Source organism: Amycolatopsis sp. VS8301801F10 (assembly GCF_046195355.1).
Lineage (GTDB): Bacteria > Actinomycetota > Actinomycetes > Mycobacteriales > Pseudonocardiaceae > Amycolatopsis.
In genome coordinates, this window is sequence record NZ_CP176065.1 from 4,282,615 (window position 1) to 4,297,265 (window position 14,651).

16 protein-coding genes and 1 tRNA gene are annotated in these 14,651 nt (G+C 69.9%); 12 read left to right on the forward strand and 5 right to left on the reverse strand.

The window, feature by feature from the left end:
• Nucleotides 1-48 precede the first annotated feature (48 nt).
• From F9C11_RS20210 to F9C11_RS20230, 5 genes are all read left to right on the forward strand, one after another.
• Nucleotides 49-696, forward strand: a complete 648-nt coding sequence (locus tag F9C11_RS20210) for a YdcF family protein (RefSeq protein WP_409186423.1) — start codon at nt 49-51, stop codon at nt 694-696.
• Nucleotides 697-828: 132 nt separating this feature from the next.
• Nucleotides 829-2,127 (forward strand): deoxyguanosinetriphosphate triphosphohydrolase, encoded by a 1,299-nt coding sequence (locus tag F9C11_RS20215; RefSeq protein ID WP_409186424.1) that lies wholly within the window; start codon nt 829-831, stop codon nt 2,125-2,127.
• Between the two features lie 501 nt (nt 2,128-2,628).
• A complete protein-coding gene (locus tag F9C11_RS20220) occupies nt 2,629-3,702 on the forward strand; it encodes a serpin family protein (protein WP_409186425.1) in 1,074 nt (357 codons plus the stop codon).
• 89 nt (nt 3,703-3,791) lie between these two features.
• Nucleotides 3,792-5,525: a glycosyl transferase gene (locus tag F9C11_RS20225; protein WP_409186944.1), complete on the forward strand. Its 1,734-nt coding sequence runs from the start codon at nt 3,792-3,794 to the stop codon at nt 5,523-5,525.
• A 63-nt stretch (nt 5,526-5,588) separates the two neighbouring features.
• A complete protein-coding gene (locus F9C11_RS20230) occupies nt 5,589-6,155 on the forward strand; it encodes a carboxymuconolactone decarboxylase family protein (protein ID WP_116204669.1) in 567 nt (188 codons plus the stop codon).
• A 41-nt stretch (nt 6,156-6,196) separates the two neighbouring features.
• Here F9C11_RS20230 and F9C11_RS20235 read toward each other — a convergent pair whose 3' ends face one another.
• On the reverse strand, nt 6,197-7,138 hold the full coding sequence (locus F9C11_RS20235) for a sigma-70 family RNA polymerase sigma factor (RefSeq protein ID WP_409186426.1): 942 nt from the start codon (nt 7,136-7,138) through the stop codon (nt 6,197-6,199).
• 50 nt (nt 7,139-7,188) lie between these two features.
• Between F9C11_RS20235 and dnaG the strand changes: the two genes are divergently transcribed.
• From dnaG to F9C11_RS20255, 4 genes are read left to right on the forward strand one after another with little or no spacing between them, the layout of a single operon-like run.
• On the forward strand, nt 7,189-9,102 hold the full coding sequence (dnaG, locus tag F9C11_RS20240) for a DNA primase (RefSeq protein ID WP_409186427.1): 1,914 nt from the start codon (nt 7,189-7,191) through the stop codon (nt 9,100-9,102).
• A gap of 1 nt (nt 9,103) precedes the next feature.
• Entirely contained in the window at nt 9,104-9,625 is a 522-nt protein-coding gene (locus F9C11_RS20245; protein WP_409186428.1) for a hypothetical protein, read from the forward strand.
• 52 nt (nt 9,626-9,677) lie between these two features.
• The gene (locus F9C11_RS20250; protein ID WP_409186429.1) at nt 9,678-10,445 is read left to right on the forward strand and encodes a trans-aconitate 2-methyltransferase; all 768 of its coding nucleotides are present in this window, start codon (nt 9,678-9,680) and stop codon (nt 10,443-10,445) included.
• Nucleotides 10,445-11,020, forward strand: a complete 576-nt coding sequence (locus F9C11_RS20255; RefSeq protein WP_409186430.1) for a class I SAM-dependent methyltransferase — start codon at nt 10,445-10,447, stop codon at nt 11,018-11,020. The genes F9C11_RS20250 and F9C11_RS20255 overlap by 1 nt, the downstream gene beginning before the upstream one ends.
• Nucleotides 11,021-11,045: 25 nt before the next feature.
• Here F9C11_RS20255 and F9C11_RS20260 read toward each other — a convergent pair whose 3' ends face one another.
• Nucleotides 11,046-11,225, reverse strand: a complete 180-nt coding sequence (locus F9C11_RS20260) for a hypothetical protein (protein ID WP_409186431.1) — start codon at nt 11,223-11,225, stop codon at nt 11,046-11,048.
• A gap of 166 nt (nt 11,226-11,391) precedes the next feature.
• Between F9C11_RS20260 and F9C11_RS20265 the strand changes: the two genes are divergently transcribed.
• Nucleotides 11,392-11,467, forward strand: a tRNA-Asn gene (locus tag F9C11_RS20265).
• Nucleotides 11,468-11,553: 86 nt separating this feature from the next.
• On the opposite strand, the gene F9C11_RS20270 is transcribed toward F9C11_RS20265, so the two are convergent.
• From F9C11_RS20270 to F9C11_RS20280, 3 genes are all read right to left on the reverse strand, one after another.
• Nucleotides 11,554-12,762, reverse strand: a complete 1,209-nt coding sequence (locus tag F9C11_RS20270; protein ID WP_409186432.1) for a tyrosine-type recombinase/integrase — start codon at nt 12,760-12,762, stop codon at nt 11,554-11,556.
• A gap of 3 nt (nt 12,763-12,765) precedes the next feature.
• A complete protein-coding gene (locus F9C11_RS20275; protein WP_409186433.1) occupies nt 12,766-13,191 on the reverse strand; it encodes a hypothetical protein in 426 nt (141 codons plus the stop codon).
• Nucleotides 13,192-13,312: 121 nt separating this feature from the next.
• Nucleotides 13,313-13,735, reverse strand: coding sequence for a hypothetical protein (locus F9C11_RS20280; RefSeq protein ID WP_409186434.1), 423 nt, complete (start codon nt 13,733-13,735; stop codon nt 13,313-13,315).
• Between the two features lie 247 nt (nt 13,736-13,982).
• Between F9C11_RS20280 and F9C11_RS20285 the strand changes: the two genes are divergently transcribed.
• On the forward strand, nt 13,983-14,201 hold the full coding sequence (locus F9C11_RS20285) for a helix-turn-helix transcriptional regulator (RefSeq protein WP_409186435.1): 219 nt from the start codon (nt 13,983-13,985) through the stop codon (nt 14,199-14,201).
• Between the two features lie 121 nt (nt 14,202-14,322).
• Nucleotides 14,323-14,583: an excisionase family DNA-binding protein gene (locus tag F9C11_RS20290; protein ID WP_409186436.1), complete on the forward strand. Its 261-nt coding sequence runs from the start codon at nt 14,323-14,325 to the stop codon at nt 14,581-14,583.
• The last annotated feature ends 68 nt before the right edge of the window (nt 14,584-14,651 follow it).

Genomic DNA, 14,651 nt, shown 5'->3' on the forward strand with positions numbered 1-14,651 from the left:
CGGGGCGCCTTCCCGGCCCGGGAACCCGGTTCTGCGAGGATGGCCGCCATGGATGCGTGGACAGGTCCTGCTGCGGGAAACTGGGTGCGCCGCGTCGTTTTCGGCGCGGTGCTGGCCCTCGTCGCGGTCATCGGGGGCACCGCGTTCCGCGTGTGGCAGGTCGCGCGCGAGAACGACCGGACGCCGGCCGACGCGATCGTCGTGCTCGGCGCCGCCCAGTACAACGGCAAACCCTCCGAGATCTTCACCGCGCGGCTGGAGAAGGCCCGGCAGCTCTACGCCGACGGCGTCGCGAAGACCGTCATCACCGCCGGCGGCAAGAAGACCCGAGACAACTACACCGAGGCGACCGCGGGCGCCCGCTGGCTGACCAAACACGGCGTGCCGCAAGCCGCGACGCTGCCGGTCGGCGAGGGCAACGACACCCTGCGCAGCCTCCGCGCGGTCGCCGGCCAGGTGAAGGCTCGCGGATGGCGTTCGGTGGTGCTGGTCAGCGATCCGTGGCACTCCTACCGGTCGCGGACGATGACCGAGGACCTCGGGCTGGAGGCCTGGACCGCGCCGACGCACAGCGGGCCGATCGTGCAGGAACGCTCGACGCAGGTCCGCTACATCTTCCGCGAAACCGGCGCGCTGCTGTTCTACGAGCTGACCAAGTCGCCCGCGGACGACCTGTTCGGGACGACGATGGGCTGAATTGTCGGTCCCCGCGCCACTGTGCCGATCGTTGCCGATCCGACCACAGCCACGGCCGAATGGCTTTCGTGGCAACGGTTACCAGCCGTGCGGGAGTCGGCCTGCTTGAGGTCGGATCAGTAAGCTGGCGGGGTGAGCGACGGCTACCGCGAGCACGACCGCGCCCGCGTGCTGGCCGAGGAACCCAAGGGCGCGGCGCTGGCCGGCGCGCGGCCGGACGGGCGCAGCGCGTTCGCCCGCGACCGCGCGCGGGTGCTGCATTCCGCCGCGCTGCGCCGGCTGGCGGGCAAAACGCAGGTGGTCGGGCCGGGCGAGGGCGCGGAGGTCAGCGGCGCGCCGCGGACGCGGCTCACGCATTCGCTGGAGGTCGCGCAGATCGGCCGCGGCATCGCCGAGGAGCTGGGCGCGGACCCGGACCTGGTCGACACCGCAGGGCTGGCGCACGACATCGGGCACCCGCCGTTCGGCCACAACGGCGAACGCGCGCTCGACCAGGCGGCCCAGGCGTGCGGCGGCTTCGAGGGCAACGCGCAGACGCTGCGCATCCTCACGAGGCTGGAACCGAAGGCGGTCGGCCCCGACGGCGCGACGGCCGGGCTCAACCTCACCCGGGCGTGTCTCGACGCCGCCACGAAGTACCCGTGGCCGCGCCGGTCCGGGGAGCCGAAATACGGCGTGTACCCGGACGACCTGCCCGTGTTCGGCTGGATCCGCGAGGGCGCGCCGGGCCTGCGCCGGTGCCTGGAAGCGCAGATCATGGACTGGGCGGACGACGTGGCGTACTCGGTGCACGACGTCGAGGACGGGGTGCTGGCCGGGCGGATCCGGTTGCGGCTGCTGGCCGATCCGGAGGAACGCGCGGCGGTCGCCGAGGCGGCGGCGCGGCACTTCTCGACGCTGTCGGTGTCCACTTTGGAGGGTGCGGCGAAGGAACTGCTCGACCTGCCGGTGGTCGCCGAGCTGGTGCGCGCGGAGCCGGACGGTTCGCTGCGCGCCCAGGTCGCGCTGAAACGGCTCACGAGCGAACTGGTCGGCCGGTTCGCGTCGGCCGCGGTCACCGGCACCCGAGCGGGCTACGGCGAGGGCCCGCTCACCCGCTACGCGGCGCGGCTGGCGGTGCCGGAGCAGGTCGGGGCGGAGGTGGCGCTGCTCAAGGCGCTGGCGCTGCGGTACGTGATGAGCGACCGCCGCAGGCTGGCGATGCAGGACGGGCAACGAGAGGTGATCACCGAACTGGTGGCGGCCTTGTGCCGGCGCGCACCGGAGGCACTGGACCCGCTGCTGGCACCGGCGTGGGAGGCGGCCCCGGACGACGCGGCCCGGCTGCGGGTCGTGGTGGACCAGGTGGCGTCGCTCACCGACGCGCAGGCGTACGAATGGCACCGCTGGCACACCGGACGGCACGGAACGGCACCGCCTGCTGGAGGGTGAGATGGGGCTTGGGGTGGAGCGGCGGCGCGTGCTGCGCGGTGAGTGAGGGAGCTGTGGTGCGACGGGCGGTGTGGAACGGCACCGCCTGCTGAAGGGTGAGGTGGGGCTTGGGGTGGCGCGTGCTGCGCGGTGAAACGGGAGCCGTGGCGCGGCGGGTGGTGTGAGGTGCTGGAGCGTGGCGAGGCGGGTGGTGTGAGGTGCTGGAGCGTGGCGAGGCGGGTGGCGTCGAGCGGTGCTGCCTGGCGAGCGGCGCGTCGCGGCGAGTGCGGCGGGTGGCACTGAGCGAGTGCCGCCTGGTGACCGGTGAACTGCGGAATCCGGTGCCGCGGGCAGCGTGGAGCGGCGGCGATCGGTGCGATCCGGAACCCGGCGCGGCCAGCGGCGTGGAATCGTGCAGTCTGCTGAGCCCTGAGGCGCGAAAGCTGCGCACCCGACCGCACGGAACAGCCCCGCCAGCCGAACCGGGAGCCGGGGAACCACCCGTTCCGGTACGGTCGCCGCATGGCCCTGGACAGCCACCTCACTTTCACCCTGGCGTTGCACGGTGCGACCGCGCCCCCGGCAACCGACGCCTGCTTCTCGCCCTACTCGGCGGCGAGTGCGCTCGGCCTGGCCGAACAGGCCGCGCGCGGGCGCACCGCGGAAGAGCTGGCCGCCGTGCTCGGCCGGGACCAGAGCGGGCTGCTGCACGCCGCCGCTGAGCTGGGCGACGACGTCCGGCTGGCCGTGGCGAACACGCTCTGGGCCTCGGACCTGATCACCGTCGAGGACAGCTTCCACGCCGCACTCGTGCGCTGGCCCGGCGGCAAAGCCGAAACCGCGCCGTTCGAGACCGATCCCGAGGGCGCGCGCGAGCGGATCAACGCCGACGTGGACCAGACCACTCACGGGCTGATCCCGGAGCTGCTGCCCGAAGGCTCGATCCACCCGTACACGCGCGCCAGCCTGGTCAACGCGCTCTACCTGAAAACCGCCTGGCGGCACCCGTTCCCCGAGCACGCCACCGCGGACGCCGACTTCCACACCCCCGACGGCGTGCGTCAGGTGCCGACGATGCACTTGGACGAATCCGTCGGCTACGCGCACGAAAACGGCTGGCAGATCGTCCGGCTGGCGGCCGAGGGCGGCGTCGAGACGGTGCTCCTGCTGCCGGACGGCGACCTCGAGAGCGCCGAAGCCGCGCTCGACGGCCAGTCGTTGCGCGCGCTCGTGGAAAGCCCGAAGCAGCACAAAATTCAGCTGTCGCTGCCCAAGATCTCCCTCGACGTGCGCGCGGACCTCGAACGGGCGTTGCAGGGCCTCGGCGTGCGCGAGCTGTTCACCCAGGACGCCGACCTCACCGGCCTCACCCCGTACCGGCCGCTGTGGGTGGACAGCATCCTGCACCAGGCCGTGCTCCGGCTGGACGAACAAGGCCTCGAAGGCGCGGCCGCCACCGCGGTCCAGATGCGCACGATGTCGCTCATCTCCGCCGAACCGCTCGAAGTCCGCTTCGACCGGCCGTTCCTGCTGCTGGTGCGGCACGCCGAGACCGGCGCGGTGTACTTCTTCGCCCGGGTGGTGCGCCCCGCGTGAGCGTGTTCCAGCCCGAAGCCAACCCCGACGCGAAACCCGAAGCACCGCCCCGCGAACCCGGTCCGGCCGCGGTCGCCGCCGAACCGCGGATGCGCCGGTCCTGGGCCGACGCCGGGATCATCGGCGCGTACCTGGCGTTCTCGGTCCTGCTGTTCGGCGGCCTGTGGGCCGACCTCGGCCAGGGCTACCTGTGGAACAGCGCGTCGGACCAGAACCTGTGGGAGTGGTTCTTCGCGGTCACCGCGAAATCGGTGCAGCACCTGGAAAACCCGCTCACCAGCGGCCTGCAGAACTACCCGCTCGGCGTGAACATGATGGCCAACACGGCCATGCTGGGCGTCGGCGTCCCGCTCACCCCGGTCACGCTCGCCTTCGGCCCCACCGTCACCTGGGCGATCGTGCTCACCGGCAGCCTCGCCGGCAGCGCGGCGGCCTGGTACTGGGTGTTCTCGCGGCACCTCGTGCGCCATCGCGTGTCCGCGGCGATCGGCGGCGCGTTCGCCGGGTTCGCGCCGCCGATGATCTCGCACGCCAACGCGCATCCGAACTTCGTCGCCTGGTTCCTGCTGCCGTTCATCGCGCTCAAGGTGATCCAGCTGGCGCGGGGCAACCGCCCGGTGCGCAACGGGATCTGGCTCGGCGTGCTCACCGCATACCAGATCTTCCTGGGCGAGGAGCCGCTGCTGATCTTCGCGCTCGGCTTCGTGATCTTCGCGGTCGCGTACTGCGTTTCGCGGCGGCACGAGGTCAAGGCGATGGTGCGGCCGGTGCTGCTCGGCGGCGCCGTCGCGGTGGCGCTGACGCTGGCGGTCGTCGCGTTCCCGTTGTGGTGGCAGTTCTTCGGCCCGGACAGCTACACCGGGCTGGAGCACGGCCAGGTCGGCAACGACACCGCCGCGATGACCCGGTTCGCGACCCAGTCGGTGTCCGGGCAGCCGGAGGCGGCGGCCGCGGTGTCGCTGAACCGCACCGAGGAGAACGCGTTCTTCGGCTGGCCGCTGATCGTGCTGATGGTCGTGGTCACCGCGTGGCTGTGGCGCGAGGTCGTGGCCCGTTCGCTGGCGATCTCGATGTTCCTGATGGCGTGGCTTTCGCTCGGCTCCGAAATCACCGTGCTGCACGAGAACACCGGCGTGCCCGGTCCGTGGAAACTGCTGGCGGACCTGCCGTTGTTCGAATCGCTGCTGGAATCGCGGCTGGCGATGGCGTGCGTGCCCGCGATCGGCGCGCTGCTGGCGATCGCGACCGACCGGGTGTTCGCCGCGGCCCGGGAGGGCGACCTGAAGCTGCCGGTGCGGCTGATCTGGCTGGGCGCGGTCGCGGCCGTGCTGCTGCCGATCGCGCCGACCCAGCTGCTCGTGCAGAAACGCCCGCCGACGCCCGCGTTCTTCGCCGACGGCACCTGGCAGAACTACGTCGCGCCCGGCGGCACCGTCGTGCCGGTGCCGCTGCCGAGTTCGGGGGAGTCGGAGCCGCTGCACTGGCAGATGGACGCCGGCCTGCGGTACGCGATGCCCGAGGGCTACTTCGTCGGACCGCAGGGCCCGGACGACAAACGCGGCCGCTACGGCTCCTACCAGCGGCCGACCTCGATGCTGTTCGACCGGGTCCGCGACTCCAAGGAGGCGCAGGAGGTCACCGACGCCGACCGGAACCAGGCGATCGAGGACCTGCGCTACTGGAACGCCAGCGTGCTCGTGCTGATCCCGCGCGAGCACAGCGACGCCTACCGCGCCACCGTCGACCTCCTGCTGCGCAAGCCCGCGCAGTACGTCGACGGCGTGTGGATCTGGGATGTGCGCCCGATCACCGGGCATCGCTGACGCTGTCACATCTCGCGCGGCTGTCCCGTTCCTCCTGCGAACCACTCAGAAGGAGGACCCGACATGCCTCGTATCCCGGTCAAACGAGCCACCGACGGCGGCCCGGTGCTCAAGCTCTTCTACCGGATCGCCGGCAAGCGGTACGGCGCGGTGCCGGAGCCGATGGCCGTCGTGGCGCACCACCGCGGGCTGCTGCGGACCAGCATCGCGCACGAGCTGATGGCGGAGAAGGCGTCCAAGCACCTGCCCGCCAACGTGCGCGAACTCGCCGTGTACCGCGTCGCCACGCAGATCGGCTGCTCGTGGTGCGTCGACTTCGGCACCATGCTGCAGCGGCACGACGGCCTGGACATCGACCGGCTCAAGCACATCGACGAGTACGCGACGTCGCCGTTGTTCACCCGCCAGGAACGGCTGGCGCTGGCGCTCGCGGACGCGATGTCCGGCCCGGCGGTCACCGTCACCGACGAGCAGATCGCCGAGCTGGTCGCCGAATTCGGCGAGAAGGGCGTGGTCGAGCTGACCTACCAGATCGGCCTGGAGAACTCGCGGGCGCGGATGAACAGCGCGCTCGGCATCGTCGACCAGGGCTTCACCTCGGGCGACGCCTGCCGGGTGCCCATCCCGTGACCGTCGTGAGTGCTGAGCACGGTTAGAACCGTGATCAGCACTCACGAGGCCGGCCGCCTGATCCGGGCGAGCTTCTCCGGGTTGACCTGGTCGTAGACGCCGACGATGCGGCCGTCGCGCAGGCTGAACGTCTGCACGCGCTCGTCGAGGGCCAGGTAGCCGTCGGCCGCGGGCAGCCCCGGCAGCCACAGGCCGAGATCGCCGTTGACGAGCACCGGCCGCCCGTTGTCCATCGTGCCCGGCGCGTACTTCGCCAGCACGCCGAGGATGAAGCGGGCGACCTTGTCCTGCCCGACGATCATCCGGCGGCTGGTGCGCGAGCGGCCGTTGGAATCGCCGATCATGACCACGTCCGGGTGCAGCAGCTCGGTGACCGCGCGGATGTCGCCCGCCAGCAGCGCGACCACGAACTTCTCCAGCACCGGCTGCTGCTGCGCGAGGTCGAGCCGGGCGGGCGGGTCGGAGTCCTCGACCGCGCGGCGGCCGCGGGAGGCGTGCTGGCGCGCGGCCGCCGGGCTGCAGCCCAGTACGCCGGCGATCTCGGCGAAGGGCACCGCGAACGCGTCGTGCAGCACGAACGCCACGCGCTGCTCGGGCGTGAGCCGGTCGAGCACCACCATCGCGGCCATCCGCAGGCCGTCGTCGCGCACCGCGGCTTCGAGCGGATCCTCGCTCGCCGGCGCGCCGAGCGGCGTGACGATCGGTTCGGGCAGCCATTCGCCCACGTACTTCTCGCGCTGCACGGCCGCCGACCGCAGCCGGTCGAGGCAGATCCTGCCGACCACGGCGGTCAGCCAGCCGCGCAGATCGCGGATCCCGGCGCGGCCCGCGTCGTCGAGCCCGGACAGCCGCAGCCAGGCCTCCTGCACCGCGTCCTCGGCGTCCGCGCGGGTGCCGGTGAGCCGGTAGGCCGCTCTGATCAGGTGCGGCCGGTGGAGGTCGAACTCGGCGGCGTACTCCTCCAGCGCGGTCGTGGTGCCCATGTCCCGAGTGTGCCGCACGGCGCGGCGGGAGGGAGAACTATTGTGGTGTCGTGGCAGGACGGATTCGGGAGAGCGATATCGCGGAGGTGCGTGAGCGCAACCGGATCGACGAGGTCGTGGGGGAGTACGTCGCGCTGCGCCGTGCCGGCGGGGGCAGCCTGAAGGGCCTGTGCCCGTTCCACAACGAGAAGACCCCGTCGTTCAACGTGCGCCCCACTCACGGGACCTTCCACTGCTTCGGCTGTGGCGAGGGCGGCGACGTCATCAAGTTCATTCAGAAGATCGACCTCGTGTCGTTCGTGGAGGCGGTCGAACGGCTCGCCGACCGGGTCGGGATCCGGCTGACCTACGAGGGCGGCGGCGCGTCGGTGCAACGAGACCGCGGCACCCGGTCCCGGCTGATCGAAGCGCACCGCGCGGCGGCCGAGTTCTACATCGAGCAGCTCGGCACCGACGAAGCGCGCGCGGCGCGGGACTTCCTCACCGAGCGCGGATTCGACGCCGCCGCGGCCAAGCAGTTCGGCTGCGGGTTCGCGCCCGGCGGCTGGGACAAGCTCACCAAGCACCTGCTCAACCGCGGGTTCGAGGTGAAGGAGCTGATCGCGTCCGGCCTGTCGAAGGAGGGCCAGCGCGGCCCGATGGACCGGTTCCACCGGCGGCTGGTGTGGCCGATCCGCGACGTCGGCAACGACGTGGTCGGCTTCGGCGCGCGGCGGCTCTTCGACGACGACCGGATCTCGGCGAAGTACCTCAACACCTCCGAAACGCAGATCTACAAGAAGTCGCAGGTCATGTTCGGCCTCGACCTGGCCAAGCGGGAGATCGCGAAACGGCACCAGGTCGTCGTGGTCGAGGGCTACACCGACGTGATGGCGATGCACGCGGCGGGCGTGCCGACCGCGGTCGCGTCCTCGGGCACCGCGTTCGGCGAGGACCACATGAAGGTCCTGCGCCGGCTGATGATGGACGACGACGCCTTCCGCGGCGAAGTGATCTTCACCTTCGACGGCGACGAGGCGGGGCAGAAGGCGGCGCTCAAGGCGTTCGAGGGCGACCAGACCTTCGCCGGGCAGACCTACATCGCGGTCGCGCCGGACGGGATGGACCCGTGCGAGCTGCGCATCGCGAAGGGCGACGCCGCGGTGCGCGACCTGGTGGCCCGCCGCACCCCGCTGTTCGAGTTCGTGATCAAGAGCATGCTGAAGCAGTTCGACCTGGACTCGGTCGACGGCCAGGTCGCCGCGCTGCAGAAGACCGTGCCGATGGTCGCCGCGATCAAGGACCGGGCGAGCCGGGACGGGTACGCGTCGAAGCTCGCCTGGTGGGTCGGCTGGCAGGACGTCGCGCAGGTGGTCAACCGGGTGCGCGGCGCGGCCGGAGCGGCGGCGCGGCGCGGGCCGGTCGAAGTGCAGCCGCGCCGGTCTGCGGCCCGGCAGGAGGCCCCCGCGCCCGAGCCGGAGAAGCAGGATCTGCCGCGTCCCGCTCCGAACGACCCGCGGTTCATCGGCCAGCGCGAAGCGCTCAAGGCCGCGCTGCAGCAGCCCGCGATCGCCGGTCCGGAGTACGACTCGCTGCCGGAAGAGGCGTTCACGCACCCGGTGTACATCGCGGTGCACCAGGCCGTGCTGAAGGCGGGCGGGGCGGCGTCCGGGCTCACCGGGCCCGCGCTGCTGGACGCCGCGGCGGCGCACTGTCCGGAAGGGACGGTCCGGCGCGTGCTCAGCGAACTGGCGGTGGAACCGTTGCGCGCCTTGGGAGAAGTGGACTCGCGCTACATCTCCGGGGTGCTCGCGGGCGTGCAGGAGAACCTCGTCGGCAGGCAGATCGGCGAGATCAAGTCGAAGCTGCAGCGGCTGTCGCCGGTCGAGGCCCCGGACGACTACCGGGCCCTGTTCGGCGACCTGGTCGCGCTGGAGCAGTACCGGAAGTCGCTGCGCGAGCAGGCGGCGAGCGGGTGGGAGTGACGTGGGACTGCTGAACCGGTTCTTCGGCGGCGGCCTGCCCCCGGGTTTCCCCGGCGAGCTGGCCGAGGGCGAGGACCCGGTCGCCGCGGCGGAGGTCGAGGGCGGCGGGCACCTCCTCGTGACGTCGCTGGGCCTGTGGATCCCGTCCGGCGGCGGCGCGCGGCGCGTCGGCTGGCACCTGGTGGGCAAGGCGGCCTGGGCCGACGGCGTGTTCACGCTGACCGAATCGGAGGAGACCGGGCGGGCCGGCGCGGTCGCGGTGCTGGCCGACCGCGAGCCGGTGCGCTTCCGGCTGCCGCGGCCGGGGAAGGTGCCGCAGCAGGTGCGCCTGCGGGTCGACGGCTCGGTGCGGGGACGGCACCGGCACGAGTTCCCCGAGGGCGGCGCGTGGTTCGTCCAGCGCAAGGTCCCCGGCCGCGACGGCGTGGAACTGCAGGTCCGGCCGGATCCGGGCACCGACCCGGAACTGGTCGAGGCGGTCGCGGCGGAGGTCGCGGAGAAGCTGGCCAAGCGCGCGGAGTAGCAGTACGCTCGTACTCAGTACGGCTGTACTGTTAACTGGCGGGAGGCTGCTCGTGTGGGATCCGGCGAAGTACCTCGACTACTCCGACCTGCGCGGCCGGCCGTTCTACGACCTGATCGGGCGAATCTCGGCGGCTTCGCCCCGCCGGGTGGCCGACCTGGGCTGCGGCCCCGGAACCCTGACCCTCGACCTGGCCCTGCGCTGGCCGGACGCGGTGCTGGAGGCGATCGACAGCTCGCCGGAAATGGTCGCCGCGGCCCGGGAGCGCGGGGTGGCCGCCGAGGTCGGCGACGTCCGGACGTGGACGCCGAAACCGGACACCGACGTGGTCGTCTCGAACGCGGTCCTGCAGTGGGTGCCCGGGCACGAGGACCTGCTGCGCCGCTGGGCCGCGGAACTCCCCGCCGGAGCCGTGCTGGCGGTGCAGGTCCCCGGCAATTTTTCCGCCCCTTCGCACGCCCTCAGCCGCGAGCTGGCGGCCTCGCCGGCCTGGGCCTCGCGGCTGTCCTCGGTCGCTTTGCGCGCCGAAGACGCCGTCGGCGAGCCGCGCGACTACGCGAACCTCCTCGCCGACGCCGGATGCCTGGTCGACGCCTGGGAAACCACGTACGTGCAACAGCTTTCCGGCCCGCGCGCCGTCCTGGAGTGGATCACCGGAACCGCCCTCCGCCCGATCCGCGCCGCCCTGGGCGACGAGGACTGGGCGGCCTTCCAAGACGACCTCGCCCCGCTGCTGGACGAGGCCTACCCGCCACGTCCGGACGGCACCACCTGGTTCGAATTCCGGCGGATCTTCTTCGTCGCGAGGATCCCCGGCTGATGCCGTACTGGAACACGAACGTGGCCCGCCATCCGGACATCCTTCGCGCGGTGCCCGCCGGATGCTCGACCGCGCTGGACGTCGGCTGCGGCGACGGCCTGCTGGTGCGGAAACTGGCTTCGGTGGTGCCTTCCGTCACCGGGATCGACAAGTCCCCGCAGATGGTCGCTCAGGCCCGCTCGTTGTCTGGTGACTGTTTTGTAGAGGGAGACTTCCTCACTGCCGACCTAGGTGCCTACGACTTCATCTGCTCGGTGGCCACCGTCCACCATGTGGACTTCGAAGCAGCCCTCACCCGGATGCGGGACCTCCTGAACCCAGGCGGCGCACTGGTAGTCGTCGGCCTGGCCCGCGACGCGAGCGCGACAGACTGGGCGACGACGATCGCGACCGCCCCGATTGTGCGCGTGACGAAGACGCTCCGCCGCGCACACGGCCCGGACGGCATGCCGGTGCTGCGGCCGCAGATGAGCTACCGCGAAGTCCGCACGACCGCGGCCCGGCTGCTGCCCGGGGTGAGGTACCGGCGACACGTGCTTCGCCGGTACTCGCTGACCTGGCGAAAACCGTCCTGAGCTGGGCTTTCTCAGCCGTTCCCGTTCAGCTGTTCCCCCGCCCGAACTTCTCGCCGAGCTTCGCCCGCGCCACCCCGGCGGCCCCCTGGACCATCGGATGGTCGGCCAGCCGGCGATAGGTGCGCACGATCTGCTCGTACCGTCCCCGGCCGGCCTTGGTGCCCAGCACGTACCCCAGGCCCACGCCCAGCAGGAACTTCTTCATCGACGGCCACACCTCTTCCTCAGCAGGACTTCCGACTGTCCATTGTCCAACACAACCGGCTCCCGCGCGGGGCCGCCGAAAACCCACCCCCCCTGTGCGGGGCCGGAACGGCATGGGCTAAAGTTCTTCCTGTCAGCCCGGAGAGATCCGGACCGGCAGAGCACGATCCCCTGTAGCTCAACTGGCAGAGCATTCGGCTGTTAACCGGAGGGTTCTTGGTTCGAGTCCAAGCGGGGGAGCCAAAGCCCAGGTCAACGACCTGGGCTTTTTTCGTGCGTGCCAACGACAAGCTCAGGTGTCCAATAACTGTCCAACTATGGACGCGACATCAGCCCGTGGTTCCCACGTCGAGCGACTCCATCGATTCGGCCGTTCGAGTGTTTGACGTGCCTTTCTCCCGGTAGTGCTCCTCCAGCACCGCGGGCGTGATGCCGAGCTGGTCCGCGATCCAGTTGGTGGGCACGCCTTCCTCGTCGAGCGCCCGTGCGACCGTCTTGCGGAACACGTGCGAGGTGACCCATCCGTACCCGATGGCAAGCAACGCTTCCTGCAACCTGTTGATCACCGTCGACGGGTCGAGCCACTCCGACCGCATCGCCCGGAACAACGGCCCGCCGTCGGTCGCCTCCTGAACCAGGAGACGCCAGACGAACAGTGACCACTCGGGAAGCGTGAGCGTGAGGATGGCGTCCGGGTTTCCCTTGCGCCCGCGCATGCGGATGATGCCGACTCCGGGCTGTCGGACAAGGTGCCAGCGGATCGTCACCTGCCGCTTTGCGAGGTCGACTTCCGCCGCTGTCAACGCGAGAAGTTCGCCGATGCGCACGCCCGTCGACAGGACCGCCTGCATGAGCAGCGGCAGCATCCACCAGATCCGTGCGCGGTCGCCAAGGGACCGGCCCTTGCTGTCGACGCTCCGCTTCCGCGCGTTGTCCGCCAGCTTGGCCACCACGTCTACGCGCTGTTCTGCCGACAAGGCTCGGATCCTGCGTTTCTCGGCGCGACGCAGCTTGATCCCGAGGAAGGGATTCGACGTCAGGGCCCCGTATTTGATGCCGAACTCGCCCAACTTGATGCCCACCGTGCGCAGACTCTTCGCAGCGTCGTAGCTGCGGGTCTCCATGCAGCGCTTCACGAGCTGGTCGCACCGTCGTGCGACCTTCTCGAATTCGCGCGCCTGGAGCTTCCCGAACTCCGGGGTGAGCCAGTTCTTCACGTACCCGCGCCACTGGCGCACGGTGTCGGGAGACCGCTTCGCGAGCCGGTACTCCGTTTCGAGGTCATCCAGGAACATCTCCGCGAGAACCTCGATCCGCGTATCTCGGGTGATCTCGTCGTTGGTTGCTTCCTCGGCGGCTTCTCTCAGCTTCTCCGTCAGGTTGTTCTTCGCTTCAGTGGCGGAGGTTCCGCGTGCGCGCATGCGCTTCCACTCACCGTTCGCGATACGGACCCGACCGTCCGCCTCGACGCACTTGCGGCCGAGCGTGCGTGTGTTGATCTTGCCGATTGTTCCGACCGGCGCGGGGCGTCTGGCCACCGGTCAGTTCCGGTCGTTGCCGCGGCGACGGTAGGACGCCAGTTCGATCGTGCCGCCGGCGTCGAGCGCCGTCGGTTCGTCATCGCGCTGTTGAGGGGGCAGCCCGAACTCTTTGAACATGGCGTCGAGTTCCCTTCGCTTCCGGTGGTCGACGACCTTCAGTACCTCCTGGGTGCGCTCCCCGACCACGGTGAGTAGTTCTTTCATCGCTTTTTCTGTGCTGCGATCGATGTGATCGATCACCTCCCGGGTCGCGAAGGAAATGCCCGCGAGCATCCACAATCCGACTGCGATGACGCGGACTAGTGTCTGGTATTCGTCCGGGAGGACGGAAAAACCGTTGCCCTGGTTGCGGACCACCGAGTCTGCGACAGCTACGGCTGTGGTGCCTGCCGCGAAGATGACGAACCAGAACAGGCGTCGAGACATGGGGGTGCTCCTATCGTGCGTCGTACATCTGTTGCATCCCCGAATATTCAGATAATCCCACGGTGACCACAGCGTGTTACGAACAGCGCCCGAATGGACTAGTCCACGCAAATCGGAGTGATCAGCTGGTTTGCGACAAACCCTCGTCGCTCGAGGACGTCGTCAACTCCGCGATCTGACGGTTGAGATCGGCGAGTTCAGCAGACAGTTTGGCGATCGCTGCGCGAGCAGCCTCCCGGCCGTAATCGTCGTAGATGTCCGACACCAGTTCGAGCTTCCGGCGGATCTCGGCTGCTTCAGCTTGGATCTTGGCCAGGGCCCGTTGCGTCTCGGCGTCGAGCGGCTGCGGAACGATCGGTTGCCCGCCGGCGAGCACTGCCTGAGTGCTGCCCGGCATCCAGCCGAGTGCAGTCTCGAGGCGGCCGAGGGTCGCCTTGGCGACTGCTGTGCCTTGGATGATGCGGTCGACGGTCTTCTTGTCCATGCCCATTCGCCGCGCGACTTCTTCGCGGTCGATGCCGAGGCGGCCGATCCAGGTGCCCACGGTTTCGCCGAGGTGCTTCCAGTCTCCTCCGTTAGACACACGGTAAGTGTGCCTCAACGGTCTAGTCCTGTCGACAACGCACCCTGCTCGGCGGCGTTTTCTGGTCGTTAGGTGTCTCATTCTGTCTCCCTCCCTGGGCTCTTTCTAGCTCCTTTTCGCTCCTCTGGCAACCCCTTGCGTCGTCATGTGTCCTCTTCTGTCCTTTGACAGCTTGCCAACTCCTTCAAACTGTCCTAATCTGTCTCGCATGGCCAAGCCCCTGGGAGACAACATCCGCCAAGCGCGGATCGAGAAGGGGATGGAACGTGCCGAGCTGGCTGCAAAGGTCGGCCGGTCGGTCAAGCACATCAGCAACATCGAGAACGGCGCGAACACCGCCAAGCCCGAGCTGCTGTACCGCATCGCCCGAGTGCTGGAACTGCCCATTGACCAGGTCATGGCCAGCGACTGGATCGGTGCGGCATGACCGAGATCGCGCACCCCGTCCCGCCGCCGCGCCCGACAGCGCCGCCGCCCCGTCCCTGGGGACCGGCTCCCGCGCAGCCCTCGAAACCGAGCCCGAAGCCCGACCCGAAAAGGAGGCCGCGGTGACCAATTCTGTCCAGAAGGATGCCGCCGAGGTCGGCTCTGACTCCGAGGCGATCAACGTGACGGAGCCCGACGACGACCTCGACGGGGCCTACAGCCCGGATGAGGTCGCGGCGCGACTGAGCGTTCCGTACCGGACGGTCATGCGATTGATCCACATCAAGGAGCTCGGCTCGATCAAAACCGGCCGCTACTACCGGATCCCCAAGGCCGAGTTCCGACGCTACCTCAGGCAGGCGGTCTTGGACGGCGCGGCCTGACCGCGCTCAACCCAACAAATAAGTCGGCCCGGTGCCGTGAACACCGGGCCCAGATCAAGAGGAGTGGT

Bases quoted from the DNA above. Each gene is read 5' to 3' on its own strand.
- F9C11_RS20210 (WP_409186423.1), top strand. From the start codon at position 49: ATGGATGCGTGGACAGGTCCTGCTGCGGGAAACTGGGTGCGCCGCGTC.
- F9C11_RS20220 (WP_409186425.1), top strand. From the start codon at position 2,629: ATGGCCCTGGACAGCCACCTCACTTTCACCCTGGCGTTGCACGGTGCG.
- F9C11_RS20255 (WP_409186430.1), top strand. From the start codon at position 10,445: ATGCCGTACTGGAACACGAACGTGGCCCGCCATCCGGACATCCTTCGC.
- F9C11_RS20285 (WP_409186435.1), top strand. From the start codon at position 13,983: ATGGCCAAGCCCCTGGGAGACAACATCCGCCAAGCGCGGATCGAGAAG.
- F9C11_RS20235 (WP_409186426.1), bottom strand. From the start codon at position 7,138: ATGGGCACCACGACCGCGCTGGAGGAGTACGCCGCCGAGTTCGACCTC.
- F9C11_RS20225 (WP_409186944.1), top strand. From the start codon at position 3,792: ATGCGCCGGTCCTGGGCCGACGCCGGGATCATCGGCGCGTACCTGGCG.
- F9C11_RS20260 (WP_409186431.1), bottom strand. From the start codon at position 11,225: ATGAAGAAGTTCCTGCTGGGCGTGGGCCTGGGGTACGTGCTGGGCACC.
- F9C11_RS20275 (WP_409186433.1), bottom strand. From the start codon at position 13,191: ATGTCTCGACGCCTGTTCTGGTTCGTCATCTTCGCGGCAGGCACCACA.
- F9C11_RS20230 (WP_116204669.1), top strand. From the start codon at position 5,589: ATGCCTCGTATCCCGGTCAAACGAGCCACCGACGGCGGCCCGGTGCTC.